Origin of the sequence: Nocardioides sp. NBC_00163 (assembly GCF_045206295.1) — a bacterium.
Lineage (GTDB): Bacteria > Actinomycetota > Actinomycetes > Propionibacteriales > Nocardioidaceae > Nocardioides.
In genome coordinates this window covers 5,271,217-5,295,172 of record NZ_CP108155.1, presented here as the reverse complement: position 1 = coordinate 5,295,172, position 23,956 = coordinate 5,271,217, and the positions used below count along the sequence as shown (strand labels likewise).

The window sequence follows — 23,956 nt, the reverse complement described above, 5'->3', positions numbered from 1 at the left end:
GGGTCCACCGATCGGTGGACCCCAGGTTCAACCGGTCGCTGCTGTCGGCAGCATGGCCCGTGCCAACAGCATTGATGCATGACAGATATCCCTGTACGGATGGCGCGCTGGAGCGCCCATCACCCCTGGCGCGCGATCGCCGGCTGGCTCGTCTTCGTGATCGTGTGCCTCGGCGCCGGCATCATGATGGGAGGCGGCCAGGCGGCCACCTCCGCCGACTACCGGGTCGGTGAGGCCGGCCGAGCGGAGGCGATGGCGGCGGCGGGCGGTCTGCAGGAGCGGCCGCTCGAGCAGGTCCTCATCACCCAGAGGGACGGCAGCACCCTGGACGCCGATCACGCGGAGGCGGTCGCCGACGAGGTCACGACCCGGATGGCGGGCCTTCCCGAGGTCGCCTCCATCGCCCCGCCGGTCCTTTCCAAGGACGGTACGGCGATCCGGGTCGACGTCACCATGGAGGGCCCCGAGCTCGAGGGCAAAGAGCATGTCGCTCCCCTGCTCGCCCAGACCACCGCGGTGCAGCGGGCCCACCCCGATCTGCGCGTGGTGGAGACGGGCCGCCCGTCGATCAGCCTGGACGTCCAGGGTCAGCGAAGCGACGATCTGGCCCGCACGGAGATGATCGCGCTGCCCGTGACGTTCCTCGTGCTGCTGCTGGTCTTCCGGTCCCTGGCGATGGCGCTCGTGCCGATGGTGCTGGCGCTCTCCTCGATCGCCGCAGCCGTCGGCCTCTCGATGCTCGCCTCCCACCTGGTCCCGGACGCCGGCGTCGGCACCAACGTCATCCTGCTCATCGGCCTGGCCGTCGGGGTCGACTACACGCTCTTCTACCTCAAGCGTGAGCGCGAGGAACGAGCCCGCTCGGGTGGGCGGCTGTCCGCGGAAGCCGCAGTCGAGCTCGCGGCGAGCACTTCGGGACGGGCTGTCGTGGTCTCGGGCGTGGCGGTCGCCGCCTCCAGCGCAGCGCTCTACCTCGCCGACGACGTCATCTTCTCCTCCCTGGCGACCGGCGCGATCGTGGTCACCGTGGCCGCCGTCGTCAGCTCGATGACGGTCCTGCCTGCCCTGCTGGCGAAGATCGGGACGTACGCCGACCGGTGGGCGCTCCGCCGCCCGGGCAAGCCGATGCGTCCCGAGATCGGCCGGTTCTCGGCAGCGATGCTGCGCCCCACGCGCAGCCGTCCCGCCCTGACGCTCGTCCTGGCGGTGGTCGCGATGCTCGCGATGGCCGCTCCTCTGCTGGGCATCAAGCTGACCGAGGTCGGCCGCGACACCTACTCCCGCGACCTGCCGGCCATGCGGGCCTACGACCAGCTCCACGAAGCCTTCCCCGAGCTCAGGTCGACGAACCAGGTGGTCGTACGCGCAGATGCGAGCCAGGGTGACGAGGTCGCCGCCGCGCTGCAGACCCTCGGCGCACGCGCCGAGGCAGATCCGCTCTTCGCCGGGGCCGCCCGGCTGCGTACGTCAGCCGACGGCCGGGTCAGCGTGCTCGACCTCGGAGTTCCGCATCTGCCCAGCTCCGCCGAGGCCCGGTCCTCGCTGGAGCGGCTGCGGACGGTCTACATCCCTGAGACGGTCGCCGGACTGCCCGGCGCCGAGGTGGCGGTCACCGGCGAGATCGCCCGCTATGCAGACTATCCCGAGCACCAGCAGGGCAAGCTGCCGCTGGTCCTCGGGGCGCTGCTGCTGGTCACCTTCGTGATCACGGTGTGGGCGTTCAGGTCGGTCGTGCTGGGCCTGGTCGGGCTGGTGCTCAACCTGCTCTCGGCCGCTGCCTCCCTCGGCGTGCTGACGCTCGTCTTCCAGGGCAGCTGGGCCGAGGGGCTCCTCGGCTTCACGTCGATGGGCTCGATCGGCTCCCGGGTGCCGCTGTTCCTGTTCGTGATCCTGTTCGGCCTCTCGATGGACTACCAGGTCTTCGTGCTCAGCCGGATCCGTGAGGCTGTGCTCGGCGGTGTGCCGACCCGAGTGGCCGTCATCGACGGCATCGGTCGCTCCGCCGGAGTGGTGACCAGCGCAGCGGTGGTGATGGTGACGGTGTTCGCAAGCTTCATCCCGCTGCACCTGCTCGAGATGAAGCAGATCGGGTTCAGCCTGGCGGTCGGTGTGCTCATCGACGCCATCCTCATCCGGATGCTGGTGCTGCCCTCGATCATGATGCTGCTCGGCGACCGGGTCTGGTGGCCCTCGCGCAGGCGTGCGATAACCACGGGCGTACGCCTCCCCGAGACCGTAGGCTGACCGGCATGCTGAGGGCCGACGACCAGCGCTGGATCCTTCAGTGGACCGCCGGGGTCTGGCTGGTGTTCGGGCTCGCGCCGAACATCGTCGCCGGACTCGGTGACCCGGGACTGTGGCCCTACTGGTCGGCGGCCCTCGTCTGCGTGCTCGCCCTCTCCTACGGCATCGCCCTGCGGTTCCCGGCGAGCCGCACCTGGTTCCTGGGGGTGCTCGTCGTCGGCGTGGGCGTCGGGGCCTTTCTACGGGGCGGCAACGCGGCACTGTTCATCGTGTCCGTCCCGCACTTCTGGATCTTCGCCGGAGGACCCCGTCGGGCGATCGAGCTGAGCGGGGCCGCCGCCGTCTCGGCGGTCGCCGGCGCGGTGCTGCGCACCGGGGAGGTGCTGACGGGGAACGTCGTCGTCACGGTCCTGGGCTACCTGGCCAGTGTGCTCCTCGGCCTCGCCGTGCTCAGGGTCGTCCGCCGGAGCGAGGAGCGTGCCGCACGGCTCGACGCCGAACTCCGGGCCACCCGGGAGCAGCTGGCGAATGCCCACCGTCGCGAGGGCGCTGTCGAGGAACGTGAGCGGCTGGCCCGCGAGATCCATGACACCCTCGCTCAAGGCTTCGCCTCCATCGTCGTGCTGGCCGAGGCGGCGCGGTCCGGTCTCGGCGAGCACGACGATCACACGAGCGCCCGGCAGCTGCGGTCCATCGAGCTGACCGCCCGTGAGAATCTCGCCGAGGCAAGGGCGCTGGTCGGTGCCTCACCAGCCGCCGGGGTCGTCTCCGGGTCGATCGCCGAGACCCTGCGCCGGACCCTGGACCGGTTCAGGGAGGACACCGGCATCACGACGCACGACGAGCTGACCGACATCGACTGCGACCAGCAGACCCGCATCGGGCTGCTGCGCGCCACGCAGGAGTCCCTGGCCAACGTACGCAAGCACGCCGCCGCGAGCACCGTCGGCCTCGTCCTCAGCGAGCACCCGCACGGGATCGAGCTGGAGATCACCGACGATGGGCGCGGCTTCACGGTCGCCGACTCCCGAGGTTTCGGCCTCGACGGCATGCGCCGCCGGCTGAGCGAGCTCGGCGGCGATCTGACCATCACCAGCTCTCCGGGCGACGGGACCCGGGTGCTCGCGCTGCTTCCCCCGACCGCGGCCCGTCACGCCGAGGAAGGTGCCGGATGAACGCTGAGCCGCTCCGGATCGTACTGGCCGACGACCACACGGTGATGCGCGACGGGATCGCCGCTCTACTGGCGACCGAGCCCACCATCAGCGTCGTCGGCGCCGCGGGCAACGGTGCCGAGGCCGTCGACCTCGTCGACCGTCTCGACCCAGATGTCATCCTCCTCGACCTCCGGATGCCCGTCCTCGACGGCGTCGCCGCCACCGAGCGGATCGCGGGTCACCACCGGCGTACCAAGGCCCTCATCCTCACCACCTACGACACCGACACCGACATCGAGCGAGCGGTCGAGGCCGGCGCCATCGGCTACCTGCTCAAGGACGCCACCCGCGAACAGCTCGTGGCCGCGATCCACGCTGCGGCGCGGGGTGAGACCGTCCTGGCCCCGCGGGTCGCCGAACGACTGGTCGCCCGGATGCGTCGGCCCGCTCAGCCGACCTTGACCCCACGGGAACAGCAGGTGCTGGAGGCCGTGGCCGACGGCCTCTCCAACGCCGAGATCGGCAGACGCCTGGTCATCGGCGAGGCGACAGTCAAGACCCACCTGCTCCGCGTCTTCGCCAAGCTCGACGTCAGCGACCGCACCCATGCAGTCGTGGTGGCGATGGAACGCGGTCTGGTGACGCGCACCGGTCCCGCCTGAGAGGCGACTCGGCCGACGCTCTGACGCGCGAGGAATTCGGTTGTCGCGTCCGGTGTTGAGATCTAACGTGATGCGCATGTTCCGCGTGGTTTCCGAGCACCACCTGTCAGGCAAAAGCCTGACGGGCGCTCCCACGTGGGCACCGTCAGTCGATTGCACCGGCGCTCGAAGCTGACCCTCCTCCTGACCCGCAGGACCCGCGGAGGAGGGTGGCCCGCACCGGCCCCCTCACCGCGGTGACAGCGCTGTGACGGCTTGCCGGAGGGTCCTGGCTCACCCCGAAATCTTCTGACTGACAAAGGAACTCTCATGGCCAAGGGCCAGTTCGTGCGGACCAAGCCGCACCTCAACATCGGGACGATGGGTCACGTCGACCACGGCAAGACCACCCTGACCGCCGCGATCACCAAGGTGCTCGCGGAGCGCGACCCGAGCGTGAACCGCTTCATCGCCTTCGACGGCATCGACCGTGCTCCGGAGGAGCTGCAGCGCGGGATCACGATCAACATCTCGCACGTCGAGTACGAGACCGCGACCCGACACTACGCGCACGTCGACATGCCCGGGCACGCCGACTACGTGAAGAACATGATCACCGGCGCCGCCCAGGTGGACGCCGCGATCCTGGTCGTCTCCGCACAGGACGGCGCCATGCCGCAGACGCGGGAGCACGTGCTGCTCGCGCGCAGGGTGGGCGTGCCGTACCTGGTGGTCGCGCTCAACAAGGCCGACACCGTCGACGACCCCGAGCTGCTCGACCTGGTCGAGCTGGAGGTCCGTGACCTCCTCTCGGAGTACGGGTTCCCCGGCGACGACGTACCTGTCGTCCGGGTCTCCGGACTGAAGGCGCTGGACGGCGACCCGGAGTGGACCGCCGCCATCGATGAGCTGCTGGACGCGATCGACGGCTACGTGCCGGTGCCCGAGCGCGAGCTCGGGGAGCCGTTCCTGATGCCGATCGAGAACGTGGTCACCATCACCGGCCGCGGCACGGTGGTCACCGGTGCTGTCGAGCGCGGGTCGCTGAAGGTCGGCGACGCGGTCGAGGTCGTGGGCCTCGGCGCGACGATCACCAGCACGGCGATCGGCCTCGAGACGTTCGGCAAGTCGCTGGAGTCCGCGGACGCGGGCGACAACGCGGCGGTGCTGCTGCGTGGCGTCAAGCGCGACGAGGTCCGTCGCGGCCAGGTGGTGGCGCTGCCGGGCAGCGTACGGCCGCACCGGAAGTTCCGGGCGAACCTGCACGCGCTGTCCACCTCCGAGGGTGGCCGGCACACGCCGTTCGCCGCGGACTACCGGCCGCAGTTCTACTTCCGGACCACGGACGTGCCCGGCGGGATCGACCTGGGTGAGATCGCCCTGGTCATGCCCGGCGACACGATCGAGCTCGGAGTGGAGCTGGAGAAGCCGATCGCGATGAACGTCGGACTCGGCTTCGCAGTCCGCGAAGGCGGTCACACCGTCGCCGCCGGCACGGTGACCGAGCTGCTCGACTGAGAAACGGAACGGTCCCCACCTGGTGGGGGCCGTTCCTCATTTCTCAGTCGCGGGGGCGCCAGCGCTTCCACAGCGCCTCGCCCTCGGCGCGGACTTTCCCGTCCCACTCCAGCCGCACCAGCGAGGTGATCTGGTCCTCGCTGGCGTCCCTGGTGGCGGCGACCAGCGTGACCGGCTCCCTGAGCGGAGCCGGCCGCCGGTAGCGTACGTCGATCCCGGCCGTGACGTAGGCCAGCGACTCCCCCTCGGCAGGCATCCAGCCGTTGAGGAACGCCTCCTGGTGCACCGCGGCGGCGCTGTGGCAGTCCAGCACGGTCGCGATGATCCCGCCGTTGAGGAACCCGCCGCCGTTGTCGTGCTGCGGCCACGGTTGGAAGGTCGCGGTCACGCTCCCGTCCAGCTGCGGATAGCTCTTCAGCTGAAGCCCCTGGGCGTTGGCCGGCCCGCACCCGAAGCAGGTCATCGTCGGCCACCACTCGTCCTGCAACGCGATCATCTTCACCGCGCCACCATAACCACGATCAGCCGATCCCGGTCCGGAAGCCCTCGCGCCAGGTGGCGTACGACGGCGTCCAGCCGAGCTCCCGCTTCGCCTTGGCGTTCGAGGAGCCGCGCACCGAGGTCATCAGCGCGACCCCGAACTCGCCGATCAGCGGCCGGGCGAGCCAGGCCGGCAGTCGCATCGGGTTCCTGCCGCCCACCTCCTCGGCCAGGAGCGGGATCCACTGGTTCACCGGAGCCGGCTCGTCGTCGACGATGTTGTAGATGCCCGGCGCACCGCGGTCGAGGGCCGCGACCGTCGCGGAGGCCACGTCGTCGATGTGGACGAACGACCACACCCCGGTGCCGCCGCCGACCACCGGCATCTTGCCCTTGCGCAGCATCTCGCCGAGCGCGCCCTCGCGGGAGGTGGCGTTACCGGGACCGTAGAAGTTGCCGTAGCGGAGCACGACGCCTTCGAGGTCGGTCGCCGCGGTGACCGCGGACTCCAGGTGCCGGATCGCCGCCAGGCTTCCTCGCGCCTCCTTGCCGGGGTCGTCGATGAGCGGGGCGGTCTCGTCCTTGACCCAGCCGCCGGTGCGCTCGTGGGTCCAGCCGCCGCCGAAGCTCTGCGCGATGAACCGCCGCACCCCGGTCGCCCGGGCCGCCGCCAGCAGGTGGTCGGTGCCCTCGGTACGCAGCCGGTTGGTCATCGCGAAGTCCTGGTCCCACTTCTTCAGGTTGCCGCTGAGGCCGCCCAGCGCGGTGAGCTGGTGCACGACGACCTCGGGCTCGGCCTTGGCGACGGCGTCGTGGACGCTCTGCGCGTCCAGCGGGTCCATCACGATCCCGGTCGCGCCCATGGCGGCCAGGGCCTCGCAGCACGCCTCGTGCCGGGTCGAGCCGTAGACCTCGTGTCCGGCGGCCACCAGGAGCGGCACCATCCGGACTCCGACCGCACCGGTTCCGCCTGCGATGAAGATACGCATCGTTCTGTCCTTTCGTCGTTGTTGACCCCACCGACGAAACAACCTGCGCTCCTGTGACAGCTGGCGTAAGGTCCTGCACTCGTGGACCTCGCAAGCGCTCATGACGGGCTCCGCCCGCTGATGTTCTCGATCGCCTACCGGATGCTCGGCAGCGTCGCCGAGGCGGAGGACATCGTGCAGGAGGCGTTCCTGCGGATGCACCGCAGCACTCAGCAGACCGAGGGAGAGATCGACAACCTCGATGCGTACGCCACCACGGTCACCACCCGCATCGCCATCGACACCCTGCGTTCGGCCCGCCACCGCCGTGAGCAGTACGTCGGCCCGTGGCTGCCCGAGCCGATCCTGGTCTCCGACGAGGACCCGAGCCACCGCCTCGAGCTCGACGAGACCGTCAGCACCGCGTTCCTGGTCCTGCTGGAGTCGCTCACCCCGGTCGAGCGCGCGGTGTTCGTGCTGCGTGAGGTGCTGGGCTATGACTACGAGGACATCGCCCCCATCGTCGACAAGAGCGCGACCAACTGCCGCCAGATCTTCACCCGTGCCCGCAAGCGGATCGCCGACGGGACGCCGCGGTTCGAGCCCTCACGCGAGCGCCGCGACCAGCTCGCCTCGCAGTTCGTCGCCGCGCTGTCCGCGAGCGACATCGCCGGTCTGGAACGGCTGCTCGCCGACGATGTCGTGTTCGTCGCCGACGGCGGCGGCCGGGCTCCCGCGATCCAGAAGCCGATGCTCGGCGCCGTCGCCGTCGCCCGTTTCCTGCTCGGGCTCATGCGTCAAGGCGAGCGCTTCGGCGTACGTCTGGAGCTCTCCCACGCCAACGGTCAGCCGGCGATGCTCACCCGCGGTGCCGACGGCGCCCTGCTGGGCGTCATCGCCCTCGACGTCGACGGCGGCCGGATCGTACGCATGCACAACGTCCTCAACCCCGACAAGCTCGGCCACCTGGGCGAGGTCGGCGACCTCTTCGCCCTGCTGGCGGAGCGCTAACCGTCCAGGAACGTACGCAGCGACTGGTCCACCAGCGGCCGCCCCAGCGTTCCCTCCGCCAGCGCGTCGCGCAGCGCGGTAACCGAGTCGAGATCGGCGACGAGCGTCACCAGCTCGTCGACCTCCTCGCCGATCTCGACGGGTGTGGTGGCCGCGACCGGCCGGTCGAGTAGCAGCGGACAGTCGACCGGACCGCCCTCCGGCTCCGGGTGGCCGAGGGCGGCGACCCAGCAGCCGATCTCGTAACGCAGCGGCGCGCTCGGCCCGGCGCCCTGGGCGCGCAGGTCGACGTACCAGACGATGTCGTCGCTCTTGGGGTCACCGAGCCGGTGATGGCCCTTGCGCAGCGGCATGCCGCCCGTCTTGAACGCCTTGGTCGCCGCAGTCCGGGCTGCCTTCTGGTCCATCGCTGAGGTCACGGCCCTAGAAGTCGAGGTCGGTCTCGGAGAGCTGACCGCCTCCGGCGACGATGAACTCCTTGCGCGGAGCGACGTCGGAGCCCATCAGCAGGTCGAAGACCGCCGCGGCCTCGTCGGCGTCGTCCAGCGTCAGCCGGCGAAGCGTCCGGTGGCGCGGGTCCATGGTGGTCTCGGCCAGCTGGTCGGCGTCCATCTCACCCAGACCCTTGTAGCGCTGCACCGGGTCCTTCCAGGTGACGTTCTTCTTCTTCAGCTCGGCGAGCTTCCGCTGCAGCTCCGGGTCGGAGTAGGTGTAGATGTACTTCTCCATCCCCTTCTTGGGGTTGGAGATCTCGATCCGGTGCAGCGGCGGGACCGCGGTGTAGACCTTGCCGGCGGCGATCAGCTCGGGCATGTACTTGAAGAACAGGGTCGCCAGCAGCGTACGGATGTGGGCGCCGTCGGAGTCGGCGTCGGCCATGAAGATGATCTTGCCGTAGCGCGCCGCGTCCAGGTCGAAGCCTCGGCCGGTGCCCGTCCCGACCACCTGGATGATCGAGGAGCACTCGGTGTTCTTCAGCATGTCGCCGACCGAGGCCTTCTGGACGTTGAGGATCTTGCCGCGGATCGGCAGCAGCGCCTGGAACTCTGAGTTGCGGGCCACCTTGGCGGTGCCGAGCGCGGAGTCACCCTCGACGATGAACAGCTCGGCCCGGTCGTCGGTGGTGCGGCAGTCGGCCAGCTTGGAGGGCAGCGCGGAGGACTCGAGCGCGTTCTTGCGCCGCTGGTTCTCCTTCTGCTGACGCAGCGAGAGCCGGGTCTTGGAGGCGGCGTACACCTTCTCCATCACCAGCTTGGCCTGCTGCTTCTGCGCCCCCCGCGACTCGGTGAGGAACGTCTTCATCTCCGCGGCGACAACCTTGCGCACCACGCTGCGAGCCGCCGGGGTGCCGAGGATCTCCTTGGTCTGGCCCTCGAACTGCGGCTCGGCCAGGCGCACCGTCACCACCGCGGTCAGACCCTCGAGGATGTCCTCCTTGACGATGTCCTTGTCGTTGACCTTGAGCACCTTGGTGGCGCGCATGGCGTCGTTGAACGTCTTGGTCAGCGCGTTCTCGAAGCCGCTGACGTGGGTGCCGCCCTTCGGGGTGGCGATCACGTTGACGAAGGAGCGGATCTCGTTGTCGTAGCCGCTGCCCCATCGCACCGCGATGTCGACGCCGAGCTCGCGCTCGACGTCCTGCGGCGTCATGTGGCCGGCGTCGTCGAGCATCGGCACGGTCTCGGTGAAGGTGTCCGACCCCTGCAGGCGGAGTACGCCGCTGACCGGCTCGTCCTTGGCCAGGAAGTCGACGAACTCGGCGATGCCGCCGTCGTGGCGGAACTTCTCCTCGACCGGGTCCTCGCCGGACTGGTCGCGGATGACCAGCTCGAGCCCGGGCACGATGAAGCTCGTCTGCCGGGCCCGGCCGAGCAGGCCCTCGAGCTCGAAGCGAGCGTCCTTGGTGAAGATCTGCCGGTCGGGCCAGAACCTGACCCTGGTGCCGGTCTTGCCCTTCACGACCCGCTTGCCCTTGCGGGTCAGGCCGCTCTGCGGCGTGAAGGCGGCCGTCGGGCCGTCACCGTCGAACACACCGGGCACACCACGGCGGAACGACATCCCCTGCTGGGCCGGCGAGCGGTCCACGTCGATGTCCATGCGGCTGGAGAGCGCGTTGACGACCGAGAGGCCGACACCGTGCAGACCGCCGGTCGCGTTGTAGGAGCCGCCACCGAACTTGCCGCCCGCGTGCAGCTTGGTCGCGACCACCTCGACGCCCGGCAGCCCGGTGCGGGGCTCCTTATCCGTCGGGATGCCGCGGCCGTCGTCGTAGACCTCCACCGAGCCGTCGGGGTGCATCGTCACCTCGACGTGGCCGGCGACTCCGGCCAGCGCCTCGTCGACGCCGTTGTCGATGATCTCCCACAGACAGTGCATGAGGCCGCGGGTATCGGTCGAGCCGATGTACATACCGGGACGCTTGCGCACCGCCTCCAAGCCCTCGAGGACGAGGAGGTGCGCGGCGTTGTAGGTGTTGTCAGAGATGATCGGCTCCTGCGTAACTGCGTTGTTCCCGGGGTACTGCGTGGGGGTGTTCCTGGTTGAAATCTACCGTGCGACACGCCCGGGTCTCACGCAGGCACGCGGCAACCGGCCCACGCGCCATCGGGCGGCACACGCACGTCGTGATCGGTCCGTTACGTGGAACTTGCGGGTTTCGATGCACGAAATGGTCGGTCGACAGGTAAGAATGTCTGTCACGGACAGCGATGTCCCGCGGGGTAGGTCCGACCCGGATCCCCAACCCGGAGCGACAACTGCAAGGATTAGAGCTGCGACCGAGGTAAGAGTCCAGGCTAGGGAATCTTCCAGGACTCACGTACGTTATCCCGGCGCAATCATGATTCAGAAATGAGGCCGATGTGACCACTGCCGTTGCCACCAGCTCGCCGCTCACGTCCGAGGACCGTTGCGACCGGTGCGGAGCGCAGGCCTACGTACGCGCGGAGCTCCACTCCGGCGGCGAACTGCTGTTCTGCGCCCACCACGCCCGCGAGCACGGTGAGAAGCTCAAGGAGATCGCGAGCTCGATCACCGACGAGACACACAAGCTCACCGAGAAGAACTGACCCCACCCACCGACTCCCCGAAGGCCCGGACCACGACGGTCCGGGCCTTCGGCGTCCGCGGGGTGCCACGGGGCTAGGGTTCGCTCCGTGAGTCTCGTCGAAGTTCTCGTCGCGCTGGCCATCGCCTTCGGCATCGCCGGCATCATCGTCCCTGTCCTCCCCGGCGGAGCGCTGCTCGTCGCCGGCGCGATCCTCGGCTGGGCCATCTGGCTGGGAGAGTCCACCGGGTGGGTGATCTTCGGCATCTCCGCTGCCTTCATCGCCATCGGGCTGATCACCAAGTACGCCATCCCCGGCAAGCACCTCAAGGACTCCGGGATGCCGCTGTCCACCCAGATCGTCGGCGCGACCCTGGCCATCATCGGCTTCTTCGTGATCCCCGTCGTCGGCCTCTTCGTCGGCTTCCCCATCGGCGTCTTCCTCGCCGAGCTCCGTCGCCACGGCGGTGACGCGGGTGAAGCCTGGGCCTCCACCTGGACCGCCCTCAAGGCGATGGGCCTGTTCATCCTGATCGACGCCACCGCCGCCACACTCGCCACCATCACCTGGGTCGTGGGGCTCGTCATCACGCCGTAGCCGCCGGGCGGGATACCCGGTTAACCGGGTATCCCTGCACTTCTCAGGTGTTGCAATGCCCGAGAAGTGCAGGAACTCCCTGAGCGGTGTGACGCAAGTGATCGATGTGATCAGCCGTCAGCGACCAACACGTCGTCGGCCATGACGTACGCGATCCGGTGGTTGAACCAGATCTGGTAGTAGGTCGTGCCGCCGGTGATCACGATGCAGTCGGGGACGCCGTCGACGGTGGCACAGTTGAAGTTGACCGCCTTGTAGTAGTCGGTCGGCACCGTCGCGTCGGCCAGGACGTACTTCTGACCTGCGGGGATGGTGTACTGCAGCGGCGCGATCGTCCGCGGCGTGACGCCGTCGGGGTAGTCGCTGGCCTTCGTCGGATAGGCCGTGCCGTAGATCTTCGCGGTGGTGCCGGGCTTCGGGGTGACGACCTTGCCGTCGGAGGGCACGAGAACGTCGCGGGGGTTCTGGATCCAGCCCTGTTTTCCGCCGAACCAGACGCCCCACCACGTCGAGCGGGTCCGGTCGTTGACGACGACCTTCTGTCCGGCCGCCAGGCGCGGGCCCCAGTTGGAGACCTTGGCGGACCCGCCGACGACGGTGTCCGGCAGCAGCGGAGCATCGGTGGAGGGCTCGGAGTAGACGTTGACGAAGTTGGTGCCCCGGTCGCTCGGGCACGGCACGCCAGTCTCGGTGCAGCCGGTCATCACGTTGCCGGTGTTCGTCTCGAAGTCGGGGTTGACCGTCCAGATCTCGCTGCGCGACTTCCGGTCGGCCTTGATCGGCGACCGCAGCAGGTCGAAGTAGTGGCTCCAGTCCCAGTAGGGGCCCGGGTCCCAGTGCATCCCGGCGACGTTGGCCGGCGCGACGCCCTGGACCTGGTCGTGGCCGATGATGTGGGCCCGGTCCAGCGGGATCCCGTAGCTCTGGGCCAGGTAGCCGACCAGGGTGGCCGAGGTCTGGTACATCGCCTCGGTGTACCAGGCTCCGTCGGCGGCGTAGCCCTCGTGCTCCAGCCCGATCGAGTGGCTGTTGACGTACCAGTTGCCGGCATGCCAGCCGACGTCCTTGCCAGGGATGTGGTGAGCGACGTGGCCGTCGACCGAGCGCAGCGTGTAGTGCCAGCCGAGGTAGGTCGGATCCTGGACCAGCCTCACGGTGCCGTCGTAGGAGGTCTCGGTATCGTGGATGACGATGTAGTCGACCGAGCCCTCCTCGGGCCGGCTGCCGAGGTCGTGGTTGCCGTAGTCGCCGATCGTGTCGCCGGTCTGCTCGTAGGGCGCCGGCAGCGACTCGCAGCCGAGCACCGCCGGACACTCGACCGCGTCCCCGGTCGCGGACTCGGCGAGGTCCAGCCGTCCGACCGCTTCCTCGCTGGCGGCGACCGGCTTCGCGGCCAGGCTGACCTGGTGGCCGTCGTTGGTCGTACGCGACTCCCCCGCGCTCAACGTCGCGAACACCTGCCGGGCGAACTTGAGCGCGGTCGCCTCGTCCGCGGCCCCGCTGTAGCGGCCGACTGCCGCACTCCAGTCCGCCAGGCTCTCGGCCCCGCCCGCAGCCTCCTGGTAGTCGGCGAGCACCGCCGCGCCGCCGCAGATGTTGGCGACCGCGTCCTCGCGCAGGTCGGCGACCGGGATCCCTGTGATGTCGTTGGCCGTACGCAGCGTCTCGACCTCACCAAGCCTGACCGCCTCCTCGCGCTGGCGCGTGGTGCGGGCCTGGTTGGAGCCGTCGCCCTTGCCGAGCGGGTCGGGGTGGGCCTCGGTGTCCTTCGCCAGGGCCGGCAGGTCGGTCAGGTGCATCGGCCCGTAGCCGCCCGATGTGCTCGGTGCCTCCCCGTGGGCATCCCAGCGCGACTCCATGTAGGAAACCGCGAGCAGCACCTCGGCCGGCACCCCGCTGGTCTCCGCAGCTCGCTCGAAGACGGCCTGTCGGTCGGTGGTGCCCTCCAGGCAGGCGTTCCAGTCGGGCTCGGCAGCGGAGGCAACCGCCGTGATCGGCACCGCGACGAGCAGGCCACCGAGCAGCGCTCCGGCCGCGGCCAGGGCCGGCCGGTGTGGACGTGAGAGACGCATAGGCACGAGGAGACCTCCCGAGACGCGGACAAACCGACCCGTGCAACCTAGCCGAATCCGCAGTTGTGGCGGGCGAGTCTGCGGAAATGGCGAACGCCCTCCCAGAAGTCCGGGAAGGCGTTCGAGGAGATCTTAGCCAGATTCAGTCGAGATAGTCGCGCAGAACCTGCGATCGGGACGGGTGTCGCAGCTTCGACATCGTCTTGGACTCGATCTGGCGGATGCGCTCGCGGGTGACCCCGTAGACCTTGCCGATCTCGTCTAAAGTCTTCGGCTGACCGTCGGTCAGGCCGAAGCGCATGCTCACGACGCCGGCCTCACGCTCGGAGAGCGTGTCGAGCACCGCGTGCAGCTGCTCCTGGAGGAGCGTGAAGGAGACCGCGTCGGCCGGGACGATCGCCTCGGAGTCCTCGATCAGATCGCCGAACTCGGAGTCGCCGTCCTCACCCAGCGGGGTGTGGAGCGAGATCGGCTCGCGGCCGTACTTCTGGACCTCGATGACCTTCTCCGGGGTCATGTCGAGCTCCTTGGCCAGCTCCTCCGGGGTGGGCTCGCGGCCCAGGTCCTGGAGCATCTGGCGCTGGACGCGCGCGAGCTTGTTGATGACCTCGACCATGTGCACCGGAATACGGATGGTGCGGGCCTGGTCGGCCATGGCGCGGGTGATCGCCTGACGGATCCACCAGGTGGCGTACGTCGAGAACTTGTAGCCCTTGGTGTAGTCGAACTTCTCGACCGCACGGATCAGACCCAGGTTGCCTTCCTGGATCAGGTCCAGGAAGAGCATGCCGCGGCCGGTGTAGCGCTTGGCCAGCGATACGACGAGACGGAGGTTGGCCTCGAGGAGGTGGTTCTTGGCTCGCTTGCCGTCCTCGGCGATCCACTCGAGCTCGTCGAGGATCTTCGGGGTGATCTTGCCGCCCTTGCCGAGCTTCTCCTCGGCGAAGAGGCCGGCCTCGATCCGCTTGGCGAGCTCGACCTCCATCTCGGCGTTGAGCAGCGGGACCTTGCCGATCTGCTTGAGGTAGTCCTTGACCGGGTCGGCGGTCGCGCCGGCGACCATGACGGTCTGCTCGGGCTCGTCGGTGTCGTCGGAGGTGGAGACGACGAAGCTCTGCTTCGAGGCCTCCTTCTCGTCTTCCTTGATCGTGGGGTCAGCCGCGACATCCTTCTCGAACTGCTCGTCGGGGATGTCGGGCAGAACCTTCTTGCCGTCGGGACCGAGCGGGACGACCGGGGTCTCCTCGTCGGTGTCGTTGTCCGAGTCGTCGACCTCGATGTCGTCGACATCGACCTCGACGTCCTCGAGGACGATCTCTTCGCCGTCCTCGTCGATCTCGGTCGTCTTCTTCGGCTCAGGCTCATCGGCCTTCTTCGCCGCGACCTCGGTGGCCGGCTTCGCGGGCGCAGCCGCCGCCTTCTTGGCGGCGGCCTTCTTCGCCGGCGCCTTGGCCGTGGTCGTCTTGCGGGTCGAGGTAGTCGCCGCCGCGGCACGGCCGGTGACGGCGGTGCCGAGGTCCACCGAGATGCCGAGCGTGCTCAGGTGACCGAGCAGTGCCTTGAGGTGCCTGGGCTCGACCGCGGCATCCTCGCTGGCCTGGCGGACCTGGTCGGGACTGACCCGTCCGGTTGGCTTGGCCTGGTCGATCAGCGCCTTCACGGCAGGGTGGGCGAGTACCTCAGCAGGTATCTTGCGCGCGTTCGAGGACACGAACACCTCTCCGTCGAACTTGGTCGAGACTTATCAAAAACTGAGTTTGGGCGCGGCAGGGCCCGGGGTCGTCAAGAGCCGCAGATTCATTCTGCCACGGTGGTGGTGAACATTCCCCATCCGGGGCATCATGTCCCCCAGCAACTCATCCGGCTGCTTTGGCTGCGGCTTTCTTCTGCTGTTTGTAGTCACGTACCTTCTGCAACGACGCAACGTCGACGACGTCAGCCACAGAACGGTAACCATCGAGCGCGTAGTCACCGACGGCCTCCTGCCAGCCATCGGGCCGCACTCCCAGCTGCTTGGCCAGCAGCGAGACGAAGATCTGCGCCTTCTGCTTCCCGAAGCCCGGGAGCGCCTGGACCCGCTTGAGCAGGTCCTTGCCGCTGGTGGCCTCGGTCCACAGCCGGGTGACGTCACCGCCGTACTCGTTGGTGACGATGGTCGCGATCCCCTGCACCTTCGCCGACATCGAGCCGGGGAACCGGTGGATCGCCGGCGGCGTCGAGGCGATCGCCTTGAACTCCTCGGGGTCCATCTCGGCGATCTTGGCGGGATCCAGATGGCCGAGACGGGTCACCAGCTTGTGACCGCCCTTGAACGCATCCTCCATCCGATACTGCTGATCCAGGGCCATACCCAGCAGCAGCGCGAACGGATCCTCGGAGAGCAGCTTGTCGGCGGCCTCGTCGCCGGTGATGTGGACAGAAGGCATAAGGGACATCCTGCCTCATCCTGCGAGGCAATACGCGGTCGAAGCCGAAGCAGCCGCCAGGAAGGCGATACGGTTTCGTGCAGTCGGCACAACGGGCGTGGGACCGCCCGGGTCCAGGAGGGACGTTTCGATGGCGACGGTGCTGTTCTGTCCGGTGACCTTCAACCTCGCCGAGACCACGCGGATGATCCAGGTCGCTCGAGCGTTGAGTCCGGGCCACCGTGCCGTGTTCATGGGCTATGAGGACGACTACGTCGGCCTCATCCGCGATTCCGGCTTCGAGTACGTCTCGCAGACTCCTGCGTTCACGCGCCAGGAACGCGAGCAGCTGATCGCGTTCGACCAGGGCAAGACGTTGAAGAACCCCTTCACCGAGCGGGTGGTCGCCGACCGCGTCTCGATCGAGCGGCAGGTCATCCGTGAGCAGAGCGCTTCGGCCGTCGCGACTGGCTCGAACCTGACGTCCTATATCTCGGCCCGTGCCGAAGGCGTGCCGCTCTACTATCCGGTCCCGTTCGCACTGACCGAGCCGCAGGTGCGTCAGGCACGGCACCTGTTCCTCGTGGAGGGAAGGGGGCGCGTCGCGCGATTCGCGGATCGATTGGCCACGACCGCGTTTCGCTGGGTCTACACCAAGGCGCCGCTCGCCCCACGTTCGTTCACGACCGTAGCGGTCGCGAACGGCGTGCCTCCGATGCGGACCATCTCCTCGCTCCTCACAGCTGATCGCAACTTGATCACCGAGATGCCGTGGGAACTCGACGGCTTCACGCTGCCGAAAGGCTTCGAGCGAGTCGGGCCGATCTTCGCCCACATCGAGGCGCCGATGCCGTCGATCGTCGAGGAACTGGCAGCCGCATCGCGGCCGCTGGTCTACCTCGGCCTGGGATCCTCGGCGAACCGTCGGCTCGCCGTCGCTGCCGCCCACGCACTCGGCACGCTTCCAGTGAACGTGATCGCCCCGATCTCCCACTACCTGGACGCTGGCGAGACCCTTCCCCCGAATGTCCACGTGACCGGACTGCTGCCCGCGCACCGGCTCGGCGGCTTGGTCGACGCGGCTGTGCTGCATGGCGGACAAGGCACGATCCAGACGGCTTGCGCCACCGGTATCCCATTCGTCGGAATGGGGTTGCAGCCGGAGCAGACCTGGCACGTGCGTATGTGCGAGCAGCGTGGAAACGCGATCTCGGTATCGCCGAAGCACGTCGGGTCGCCCCAGTTCGTCGCAGCCGTACGTCGCACTCTCGCCGATCCGGGCATCCGCGCCGCCGCCTCGGAGGTGCAGCAGGCGTACGCCGGAGCGGATGGTGCCGCAGCATCCGCCCGGATCATCGAAGCCGGGCTATGAGCCGGCAGGCGAACCGAGGTCGTCACGCCGCGCCTGCGACCTGGGCCCTGTGGAAAGACGGTCGCGGGATTCCTGCGTCCGTTGCACGCTAGGCCCATGGCCACCATGCCCATTCTGTCCGAGACGTCCGTCGAAGGGCTGCACGAGCCGCTCTCGCCAGTGCTCGAGAAGCGGTTGCGACGTGCTGTGCTCGACCACACCGCCACCGAGCACCGGCGATCGTTCCTGGCGCTCGTCCATCTCGGCATCCCGGGCGGCAAGGAGGTCGCCCACGCGCATCGCGAGGACGAGCCCACCGACCATTGGCTGCGCACCGACATCATCCACAGCATGCGCCGCCGGCTCGGCGTGCCGGATCCGATCGTGTGGCTGACTCGCGCCGGAAACCTCGGGATCGAGGACGTCGACCTCCGCTGGCTCGCCGCCGCCCGGGCTGCGTTCCGGGAGATCGGGACACCCCTGACGTACGTCGTGGTGACCCGCAACGCGTGGGTCGACCCACGCTCGGGGCTCAGCCGCCGGTGGAAGCGACTGCGCTACCGCAACGACTAGGCCGGACGGTCCGACCAGGTGAGCGCCTCCTCCCAGGCCGTCGGAGGAACGGCACCCTCGAGCATCTGCGCGACCAGCACCCCGAGACCGTGGTGACGCTCGCTCGCGAAGCACCTGTCGAGCGCACACCAGGCGAGCGCGCCGTCACCGCCCAGCCAGGCGGCGAAGGCCAGCACGGCGGCCGGGTGGGCGACATGGTCGTCGGGGCTGCGGCGTACGACATCGGTCCACAGGCGCACGTGGGCCTTGGCCTCCGCCCGGGTCATCCCGCCCCAGGCGGCGTCACGTCGCCGCGGGTCGCGCAGCGCGAGCAGCAGGGAGGCGATCTGGGCAGCCGACAGCACCGTCCCGGCGACCGCGTCGTCGACCAGCCGGCCGACCTCGTAGATCTTCATCGACGACGCCTGCTCCAGCGCCGCCTCGGTCTCGGCGACGACCTCGGGCACCGCTGCGATCGAGGCGGCCAACTCGGTGCGCGAGCGGCGCACCAGATGTCCGTCGTAGACCGCCTGGGCGCGGAACGGATGCGCCCCGACATCGAAGGGCACGCCGTCCTCGGAGACGCCGTGGAATCCGAGCGGGTCGAACCATCGGCCGTCCTGCACCCGCAGGCACCCGATCAGGTCGATCTCGCACTCGGCGAGCCTCTCAGCGAGACGGCGGGCGAGCTTCACGCCGAAGCGCGGGCCACTGTCGTAGAGAACGAGCAGGACGCCGCGCACCTGGTGCCGGACGGCGGGCAGCAGCAGGCTGTCCAGGCAGTCCTCGAGCTCGTCCGGCGGAGGTAGGTCGATCCTGCCATGGACCTGATGCTCACCGCCGAAGGTCAGCATGACGATCGACTTCTCGGGCTGGAAGCCGAGCAGGACGGGGACTGCCGCCAGGACGTCCTCGGGACGGGCGATGGAGAGTTTCGTGGTCATGCGGCCCACACTCGCCGCGACCCACCGACAGTTTCGCCGCCAATAACCGTGCCTGTGGACAACCGCCTCCCCAACCGCACCTGTGGACGGTGAACGGCCCGCCTCAGACTGTCCCCGCTGCCAGATAGGTTGCCACCATGAGAGCGCACGCGTCGGTGATGCACCTCGACCTGGACGCGTTCTTCGCCTCGGTCGAGCAGCGCGACAAGCCGTCCCTGCGCGGCAAGCCAGTGGTCGTGGGCGGCATCGGCGGACGCGGCGTGGTCAGCACCGCCTCCTACGAGGCCAGGACCTTCGGCGTGCGCTCGGCGATGTCGACCCGCGAGGCCCGCGCGCTGTGCGGGCACGCTGCCTTCCTCTACCCGCGCTTCCATGCCTATAAGAAGGTCAGCGAGCAGGTCTTCGGGATCCTGCGCGAACTGTCCCCGCTGGTCGAGCCGCTCTCGCTCGACGAGGCCTTCGTCGACCTCGCCGCCGCCGACCTCCCCGACCTCGAGGTCGACACCGTCACCGCGACCGCCTCGAGGATCCGCGAGGAGGTCGCACAGGTCACCGGCGGCCTGAGCGCCAGCGTCGGTCTGGCCAGCTCGAAGTTCATCGCGAAGATCGCCAGCGACCTCGACAAGCCCGACGGCCTCGTCGTGGTGGCGCCCGGCACCGAGCTCGACCTGCTCCGTCCGATGAACGTCAAGGTGATCCCCGGCGTCGGTCCTGCCACCTCCGAGCGCCTGCGCCGCGCGGGCATCCACACGGTGGCCGATCTGGAGCAGGTCAGCGTCGAGGAGCTCGTACGCCTGGTGGGCAAGTCCCACGGCACCAACCTCTACAAGCTGGCCAGGGCCCAGGACGACCGCCGCGTCGAGCCCGAGCGCGAGACGAAGTCGGTCAGCGTGGAGGGCACCTACGACACCGACCTGACCGACCGGCCGCTCATGGAGCAGATCCTCACCCGGCAGGCCGGGGAGGTCGCCGCCAGGCTGAAGAAGAACGGGCTCTCCGGCCGCACGATCACGATCAAGGTCAGGCTCTACGACTTCACCACGATCAACCGGTCCACGACCCTGCCCGCCCCGACCGACCAGGCCGGCACCATCGCCCGCATGGCCAGGACCCTGCTCGGCGAGCTCTTCACCGCAGGCGAGACGGCCGGGGGCGTACGCCTTCTCGGGGTCGGCGTCTCCGGGCTCGCCGACTGGATCCAGGAGGACCTCTTCGGCGACGACACCGACGAGGACGCCGAGCCCGACCTCCCCCTGCCCGAGCCGGCGCGGCGGCCGACCTGGGCGGCAGGGATGGACGTCGTCCACGCCGAGATGGGCCGCGGCTGGGTCTGGGGCTCGGGGCGCGGCGTCGTGACCGTACGCTTCGAGACCGCCGAGACTCCTGCCGGCCCGGTGAGGTCCTACGCCGTCGACGACCCCGACCTGCAGCCGTTCAGCGAGTCCTGAGGCCCACTCCCCCAGCTCGATCTCGCCGTCGCGGCGAGCGGGTGCAGTATCGCGCCAGACGACCAGGGTGTGCGATAGCGCGACGCGATGCACCCTGCGTGCCGGTCCCGTGGTCGAACCAGCGAGGGTGGCGGGGATAGGGTCTCGTTCATGTCTGCCGCCCTCTCCTCGACGCCCTGGCCGATCGCTCCCAAGAAGCCCTCGTCCAAGCAGTTCCACGGCCTGACCCGGACCGATGACTACGAGTGGCTCCGGGAGAAGGAGAACCCCGAAGTCATCGCCTACATCGAGGCCGAGAACGCCTACACCAAGGAGCAGACCGACCACCTGGCCGACCTGCGCACGCAGATCTTCGAGGAGATCAAGGCGCGAACTCTCGAGACCGATCTGAGCGTCCCGACGCGCTCGCGCGGCTACTGGTACTACGGCCGCAGCTTCGAGGGGAAGCAGTATGGCGCGAGCTGCCGGGTGAAGGCCGCCGACCCCGACGACTGGACCCCACCGACCCCGGCCGACGTCACCCACGATCAGCCCGCACTCCCTGGCGAGGAGGTGCTGCTCGACCTCGACGCGCTCGCCGAGGGCCACGACTTCTTCAGCCTCGGCGGCTCCAGCGTGAGTCCGTCGACCACCCTGCTCGCCTACGCGACCGACGTCGCCGGCGACGAGCGCTACACCGTACGCGTCAAGGACCTCACCACCGGCGAGCTGCTCGACGACGAGCTCACCAACGTCCACGGTGGTGCCACCTGGGACCGCGACTCCTCGGCGCTCTACTACACGACCGCCGACGAGTCCTGGCGTGCCGACAAGATCTGGTGCCACCGCCTCGGCACCAGCCAGGACGAGGACGAGCTGGTCTTCCACGAGACCGACGACCGGTTCTGGGTCGGCGTGGGACGCACCAAGTCCGACCGGTTCATGTTCATCGGCACCGCCGCGAAGATCACCGCCGAATACCGCTTCCTCGACCTCGACGACCCCGACGCCGGCTGGCAGGTCTTCGCCGCCCGCGAGGAGGGCGTCGAATACTCCATCGAGCACGCCACCGTCGCCGGCGAGGACGTCTTCCTGGTCACCCACAACGCCTCGGGTCCCGACTTCGAGATCGCCACCGCGCCGATCGCCCCGACCCCGCGGACCGAGTGGCAGCCGCTCGTCCCCCACACCCAGGGCGTACGCCTGGAGGACGTCGACGCCTTCGCCGGCCACCTGGTCGTGCACCAGCGCAGCGAGGGCCTGACCCAGCTCCGCATCCTGGAGCTCGGTGAGAACGGTGTCGCCGACGACTACCTGGTGAAGTTCGACGACGAGCTCTACACCATCGGCTCCGGCTCCAACCCCACCTTCGATTCCCCGGTCGTGCGGCTCGGCTACACCACGATGCGCACCCCGGCCTCGGTCTACGACTACGACGTACGCAGCCGCGAGCTGACCCTGCTCAAGCAGGCCCCGGTGCTCGGCGGCTACGATCGCGACGACTACGAGGAGCACCGGCTCTGGGCGACGGCCGAGGACGGCGTACGGGTGCCGATCTCGATCGTGGCGAAGAAGGGGCTCCACGAGACCGGGCCGATCCCGGTCCTGCTCTACGCCTATGGCTCCTACGAGGCCAGCATGGACCCCTACTTCTCCATCGCCCGGCTGAGCCTGCTGGACCGCGGGATCGGCTTCGCGATCGCCCACATCCGCGGCGGCGGCGAGATGGGCCGGGCCTGGTACGACGACGGGAAGATGCTGAAGAAGCAGAACACCTTCTCCGACTACATCGCCTGCGCGCGCCACCTCGCCGAGTCGGGCTGGTCGACTCCCAGCCAGATCATCGCCGAGGGCGGCAGCGCCGGCGGGCTGCTGATGGGCGCGGTCGCCAACCAGGCGCCCGACGCCGTGGGCGCGATCGTGGCCGCGGTGCCGTTCGTGGACGCGCTGACCACGATGCTCGACGCGACGCTGCCTCTGACCGTCACCGAGTACGACGAGTGGGGCAACCCGGAGGCCGACAGGGAGACGTACGACTACATGTCCTCCTACGACCCCTACACGAACGTCACCCGGCAGCACTACCCGCCGATCCTCGCCGAGACCAGCATCAACGACACCCGAGTCCTCTACGTCGAGCCCGCGAAATGGGTCGCGAAGCTGCGCGCGACGGCAGAGAATCCTGGTGACGTACTGCTGAAGACGGAGATGGCGGCCGGACACGGCGGAGTCTCGGGGCGCTACAAGGCGTGGGAGGACCGGGCGTTCAGCCTTGCCTGGATGATCGACCAGGTGACCTCTTCGTAGGGCATATCTGCGGGGATCTCGGGGTACTCCATGAGAAACCCCTGAGATTCACCTCACGATGCAACTTATCGCCCGCGGCGTACGTCGAACCGGACAAGAGATCGAAAACGGATTCGATGACAAGGCGCTCTACCAGGGAACACCTGGGAGGGGCGAAGCGTTGAAACCACCGTGAGGCCACAAACCTCACCGTGAGGAGGTTCCCATGGCGACACGCACCGCCACTGCCACCCGAGAGATCGAGGGCCGTGACAGCGTTGGGCTGTATCTCGACGAGATCGCCCGCAACGAGCTCCTGGATGCTGCCAAAGAGGTTGAGCTGTCCAAGGCGATCGAGGCCGGCCTGATGGCCGAGCATCTGCTGGCCGAGGGCCGCGTCGGCCGCAAGAAAGCACCCGGTGGAGCCACCCGAGCCGAGCTGGAGTGGCTGGCCGAGGAAGGCCACCGCGCCACCCGTCAGTTCATCAACGCCAACCTGCGACTGGTGGTGTCGATCGCGCGGAAGTACGGCCGCGCGCAGATGCCGATGCTCGACCTGATCCAGGAAGGAAATACCGGCCTGATCCGGGCCGTTGAGAAGTTCGACTACACCAAGGGCTACAAGTTCTCGACGTACGCGACGTGGTGGGTGCGCCAGGCGATCACCCGTGGCATCGCCCAGCAGGCGCGTGTGGTCCGGCTCCCGGTCCACGTCGTCGAGGAGCTCAACCAGGTCGGCGGCGCCCGCCGCACCCTGGAGCGTCAGCTCGGCCGCGACCCGGAGCCGGAGGAGATCGCCGGCGAGCTCGGGATGGACATCGACCGCGTCCTCGACCTGCTCTCCTGGGGTCGTGACCACGTCTCGCTCGACACGCCGATCGACGAGGACGGCGACACCTCGCTGGGCGACCTGATGGCTCAGGAGTCCTCACCGTCGCCCGACATGGACGTCATCGACGTCGAGTCGCGCGAGCGGCTCAACTCGCTGGTCGGCCAGCTCGACGAGCGTTCCGCCGACATCGTCCGCTCCCGCTACGGGCTCACGGACGGCCGTCAGCACAAGCTCGCCGACATCGGCGTCAAGCACGGCATCTCCGCCGAGCGCGTACGCCAGCTCGAGCGCGAGGCCCTGCAGAAGCTGCGCCGCTTCGCAGACCCCGACCTGGCGGCGTAGCCGACAGGTCGGATATCGGGGCGGCAGACGCACTCGGCCGAGCGAAGCGAAGCCGACTGCGGCTGCCGCGTAAGACTCGCGG

General features: G+C 68.8%; 20 protein-coding genes. 12 read left to right on the top strand and 8 right to left on the bottom strand.

From position 1 onward, the window contains the following. Positions 1-78 precede the first annotated feature (78 nt). The 4 genes from OG801_RS25355 to tuf all read left to right on the top strand — a co-directional run bounded on the left by OG801_RS25355 (position 79) and on the right by tuf (position 5,560). Complete coding sequence (locus tag OG801_RS25355; protein WP_406031838.1) at positions 79-2,244, top strand: MMPL family transporter; 2,166 nt, start codon at positions 79-81, stop codon at positions 2,242-2,244. A gap of 5 nt (positions 2,245-2,249) precedes the next feature. Next, positions 2,250-3,419, top strand: coding sequence for a sensor histidine kinase (locus OG801_RS25350; RefSeq protein WP_406031837.1), 1,170 nt, complete (start codon positions 2,250-2,252; stop codon positions 3,417-3,419). Beyond that, complete coding sequence (locus tag OG801_RS25345; RefSeq protein ID WP_355018340.1) at positions 3,416-4,063, top strand: response regulator transcription factor; 648 nt, start codon at positions 3,416-3,418, stop codon at positions 4,061-4,063. Before OG801_RS25350 ends, OG801_RS25345 begins: the two co-directional genes overlap by 4 nt. A gap of 309 nt (positions 4,064-4,372) precedes the next feature. Further along, positions 4,373-5,560, top strand: coding sequence for an elongation factor Tu (gene tuf, locus OG801_RS25340; RefSeq protein WP_406031836.1), 1,188 nt, complete (start codon positions 4,373-4,375; stop codon positions 5,558-5,560). A 43-nt stretch (positions 5,561-5,603) separates the two neighbouring features. Here tuf and OG801_RS25335 read toward each other — a convergent pair whose 3' ends face one another. Then, entirely contained in the window at positions 5,604-6,056 is a 453-nt protein-coding gene (locus OG801_RS25335; RefSeq protein WP_406036304.1) for a PaaI family thioesterase, read from the bottom strand. Positions 6,057-6,081: 25 nt separating this feature from the next. Next, the gene (locus OG801_RS25330; protein ID WP_406031835.1) at positions 6,082-7,029 is read right to left on the bottom strand and encodes an NAD-dependent epimerase/dehydratase family protein; all 948 of its coding nucleotides are present in this window, start codon (positions 7,027-7,029) and stop codon (positions 6,082-6,084) included. 81 nt (positions 7,030-7,110) lie between these two features. Here OG801_RS25330 and OG801_RS25325 point away from each other — a divergent pair, with 81 nt between their 5' ends. Then, the gene (locus OG801_RS25325; RefSeq protein WP_406031834.1) at positions 7,111-8,019 is read left to right on the top strand and encodes an RNA polymerase sigma-70 factor; all 909 of its coding nucleotides are present in this window, start codon (positions 7,111-7,113) and stop codon (positions 8,017-8,019) included. Here OG801_RS25325 and OG801_RS25320 read toward each other — a convergent pair. Next, a complete protein-coding gene (locus tag OG801_RS25320) occupies positions 8,016-8,438 on the bottom strand; it encodes a hypothetical protein (RefSeq protein WP_355018336.1) in 423 nt (140 codons plus the stop codon). The genes OG801_RS25325 and OG801_RS25320 overlap by 4 nt on opposite strands. A gap of 4 nt (positions 8,439-8,442) precedes the next feature. Then, positions 8,443-10,506: a type IIA DNA topoisomerase subunit B gene (locus OG801_RS25315; RefSeq protein ID WP_406036303.1), complete on the bottom strand. Its 2,064-nt coding sequence runs from the start codon at positions 10,504-10,506 to the stop codon at positions 8,443-8,445. Between the two features lie 374 nt (positions 10,507-10,880). Here OG801_RS25315 and OG801_RS25310 point away from each other — a divergent pair, with 374 nt between their 5' ends. Together OG801_RS25310 and OG801_RS25305 are read left to right on the top strand one after the other, a co-directional pair. Continuing rightward, positions 10,881-11,087: a hypothetical protein gene (locus OG801_RS25310; protein ID WP_040756289.1), complete on the top strand. Its 207-nt coding sequence runs from the start codon at positions 10,881-10,883 to the stop codon at positions 11,085-11,087. Positions 11,088-11,174: 87 nt separating this feature from the next. Continuing rightward, complete coding sequence (locus OG801_RS25305) at positions 11,175-11,663, top strand: DUF456 domain-containing protein (RefSeq protein ID WP_406031833.1); 489 nt, start codon at positions 11,175-11,177, stop codon at positions 11,661-11,663. A 110-nt stretch (positions 11,664-11,773) separates the two neighbouring features. Here the strand turns inward: OG801_RS25305 and OG801_RS25300 are convergent, their stop codons facing one another. From OG801_RS25300 to OG801_RS25290, 3 genes are all read right to left on the bottom strand, one after another. After that, positions 11,774-13,735: an N-acetylmuramoyl-L-alanine amidase gene (locus OG801_RS25300; protein ID WP_406031832.1), complete on the bottom strand. Its 1,962-nt coding sequence runs from the start codon at positions 13,733-13,735 to the stop codon at positions 11,774-11,776. A 142-nt stretch (positions 13,736-13,877) separates the two neighbouring features. Continuing rightward, complete coding sequence (locus OG801_RS25295; RefSeq protein WP_355231231.1) at positions 13,878-15,452, bottom strand: RNA polymerase sigma factor; 1,575 nt, start codon at positions 15,450-15,452, stop codon at positions 13,878-13,880. Positions 15,453-15,591: 139 nt separating this feature from the next. Next, entirely contained in the window at positions 15,592-16,170 is a 579-nt protein-coding gene (locus OG801_RS25290; RefSeq protein ID WP_406031831.1) for an HhH-GPD-type base excision DNA repair protein, read from the bottom strand. Between OG801_RS25290 and OG801_RS25285 the strand changes: the two genes are divergently transcribed. Then, entirely contained in the window at positions 16,121-17,512 is a 1,392-nt protein-coding gene (locus tag OG801_RS25285) for a glycosyltransferase (protein ID WP_406031830.1), read from the top strand. The two genes, OG801_RS25290 and OG801_RS25285, sit on opposite strands and share 50 nt — an antisense overlap. Positions 17,513-17,608: 96 nt before the next feature. Then, on the top strand, positions 17,609-18,064 hold the full coding sequence (locus tag OG801_RS25280) for a hypothetical protein (protein WP_355018330.1): 456 nt from the start codon (positions 17,609-17,611) through the stop codon (positions 18,062-18,064). Here OG801_RS25280 and OG801_RS25275 read toward each other — a convergent pair. Next, complete coding sequence (locus tag OG801_RS25275; RefSeq protein ID WP_406031829.1) at positions 18,061-18,987, bottom strand: DUF4192 domain-containing protein; 927 nt, start codon at positions 18,985-18,987, stop codon at positions 18,061-18,063. The genes OG801_RS25280 and OG801_RS25275 overlap by 4 nt on opposite strands. Before the next feature lie 137 nt (positions 18,988-19,124). Between OG801_RS25275 and OG801_RS25270 the strand changes: the two genes are divergently transcribed. From OG801_RS25270 to OG801_RS25260, 3 genes are all read left to right on the top strand, one after another. Further along, positions 19,125-20,435 carry a DNA polymerase IV gene (locus OG801_RS25270; protein ID WP_406031828.1) on the top strand — a complete coding sequence of 437 codons (1,311 nt, stop codon included), beginning with the start codon at positions 19,125-19,127 and terminating at the stop codon, positions 20,433-20,435. Positions 20,436-20,585: 150 nt separating this feature from the next. Then, on the top strand, positions 20,586-22,721 hold the full coding sequence (locus OG801_RS25265) for a S9 family peptidase (protein WP_406031827.1): 2,136 nt from the start codon (positions 20,586-20,588) through the stop codon (positions 22,719-22,721). Positions 22,722-22,926: 205 nt separating this feature from the next. After that, entirely contained in the window at positions 22,927-23,874 is a 948-nt protein-coding gene (locus OG801_RS25260) for an RNA polymerase sigma factor RpoD/SigA (protein ID WP_141803993.1), read from the top strand. Positions 23,875-23,956: the final 82 nt, after the last annotated feature.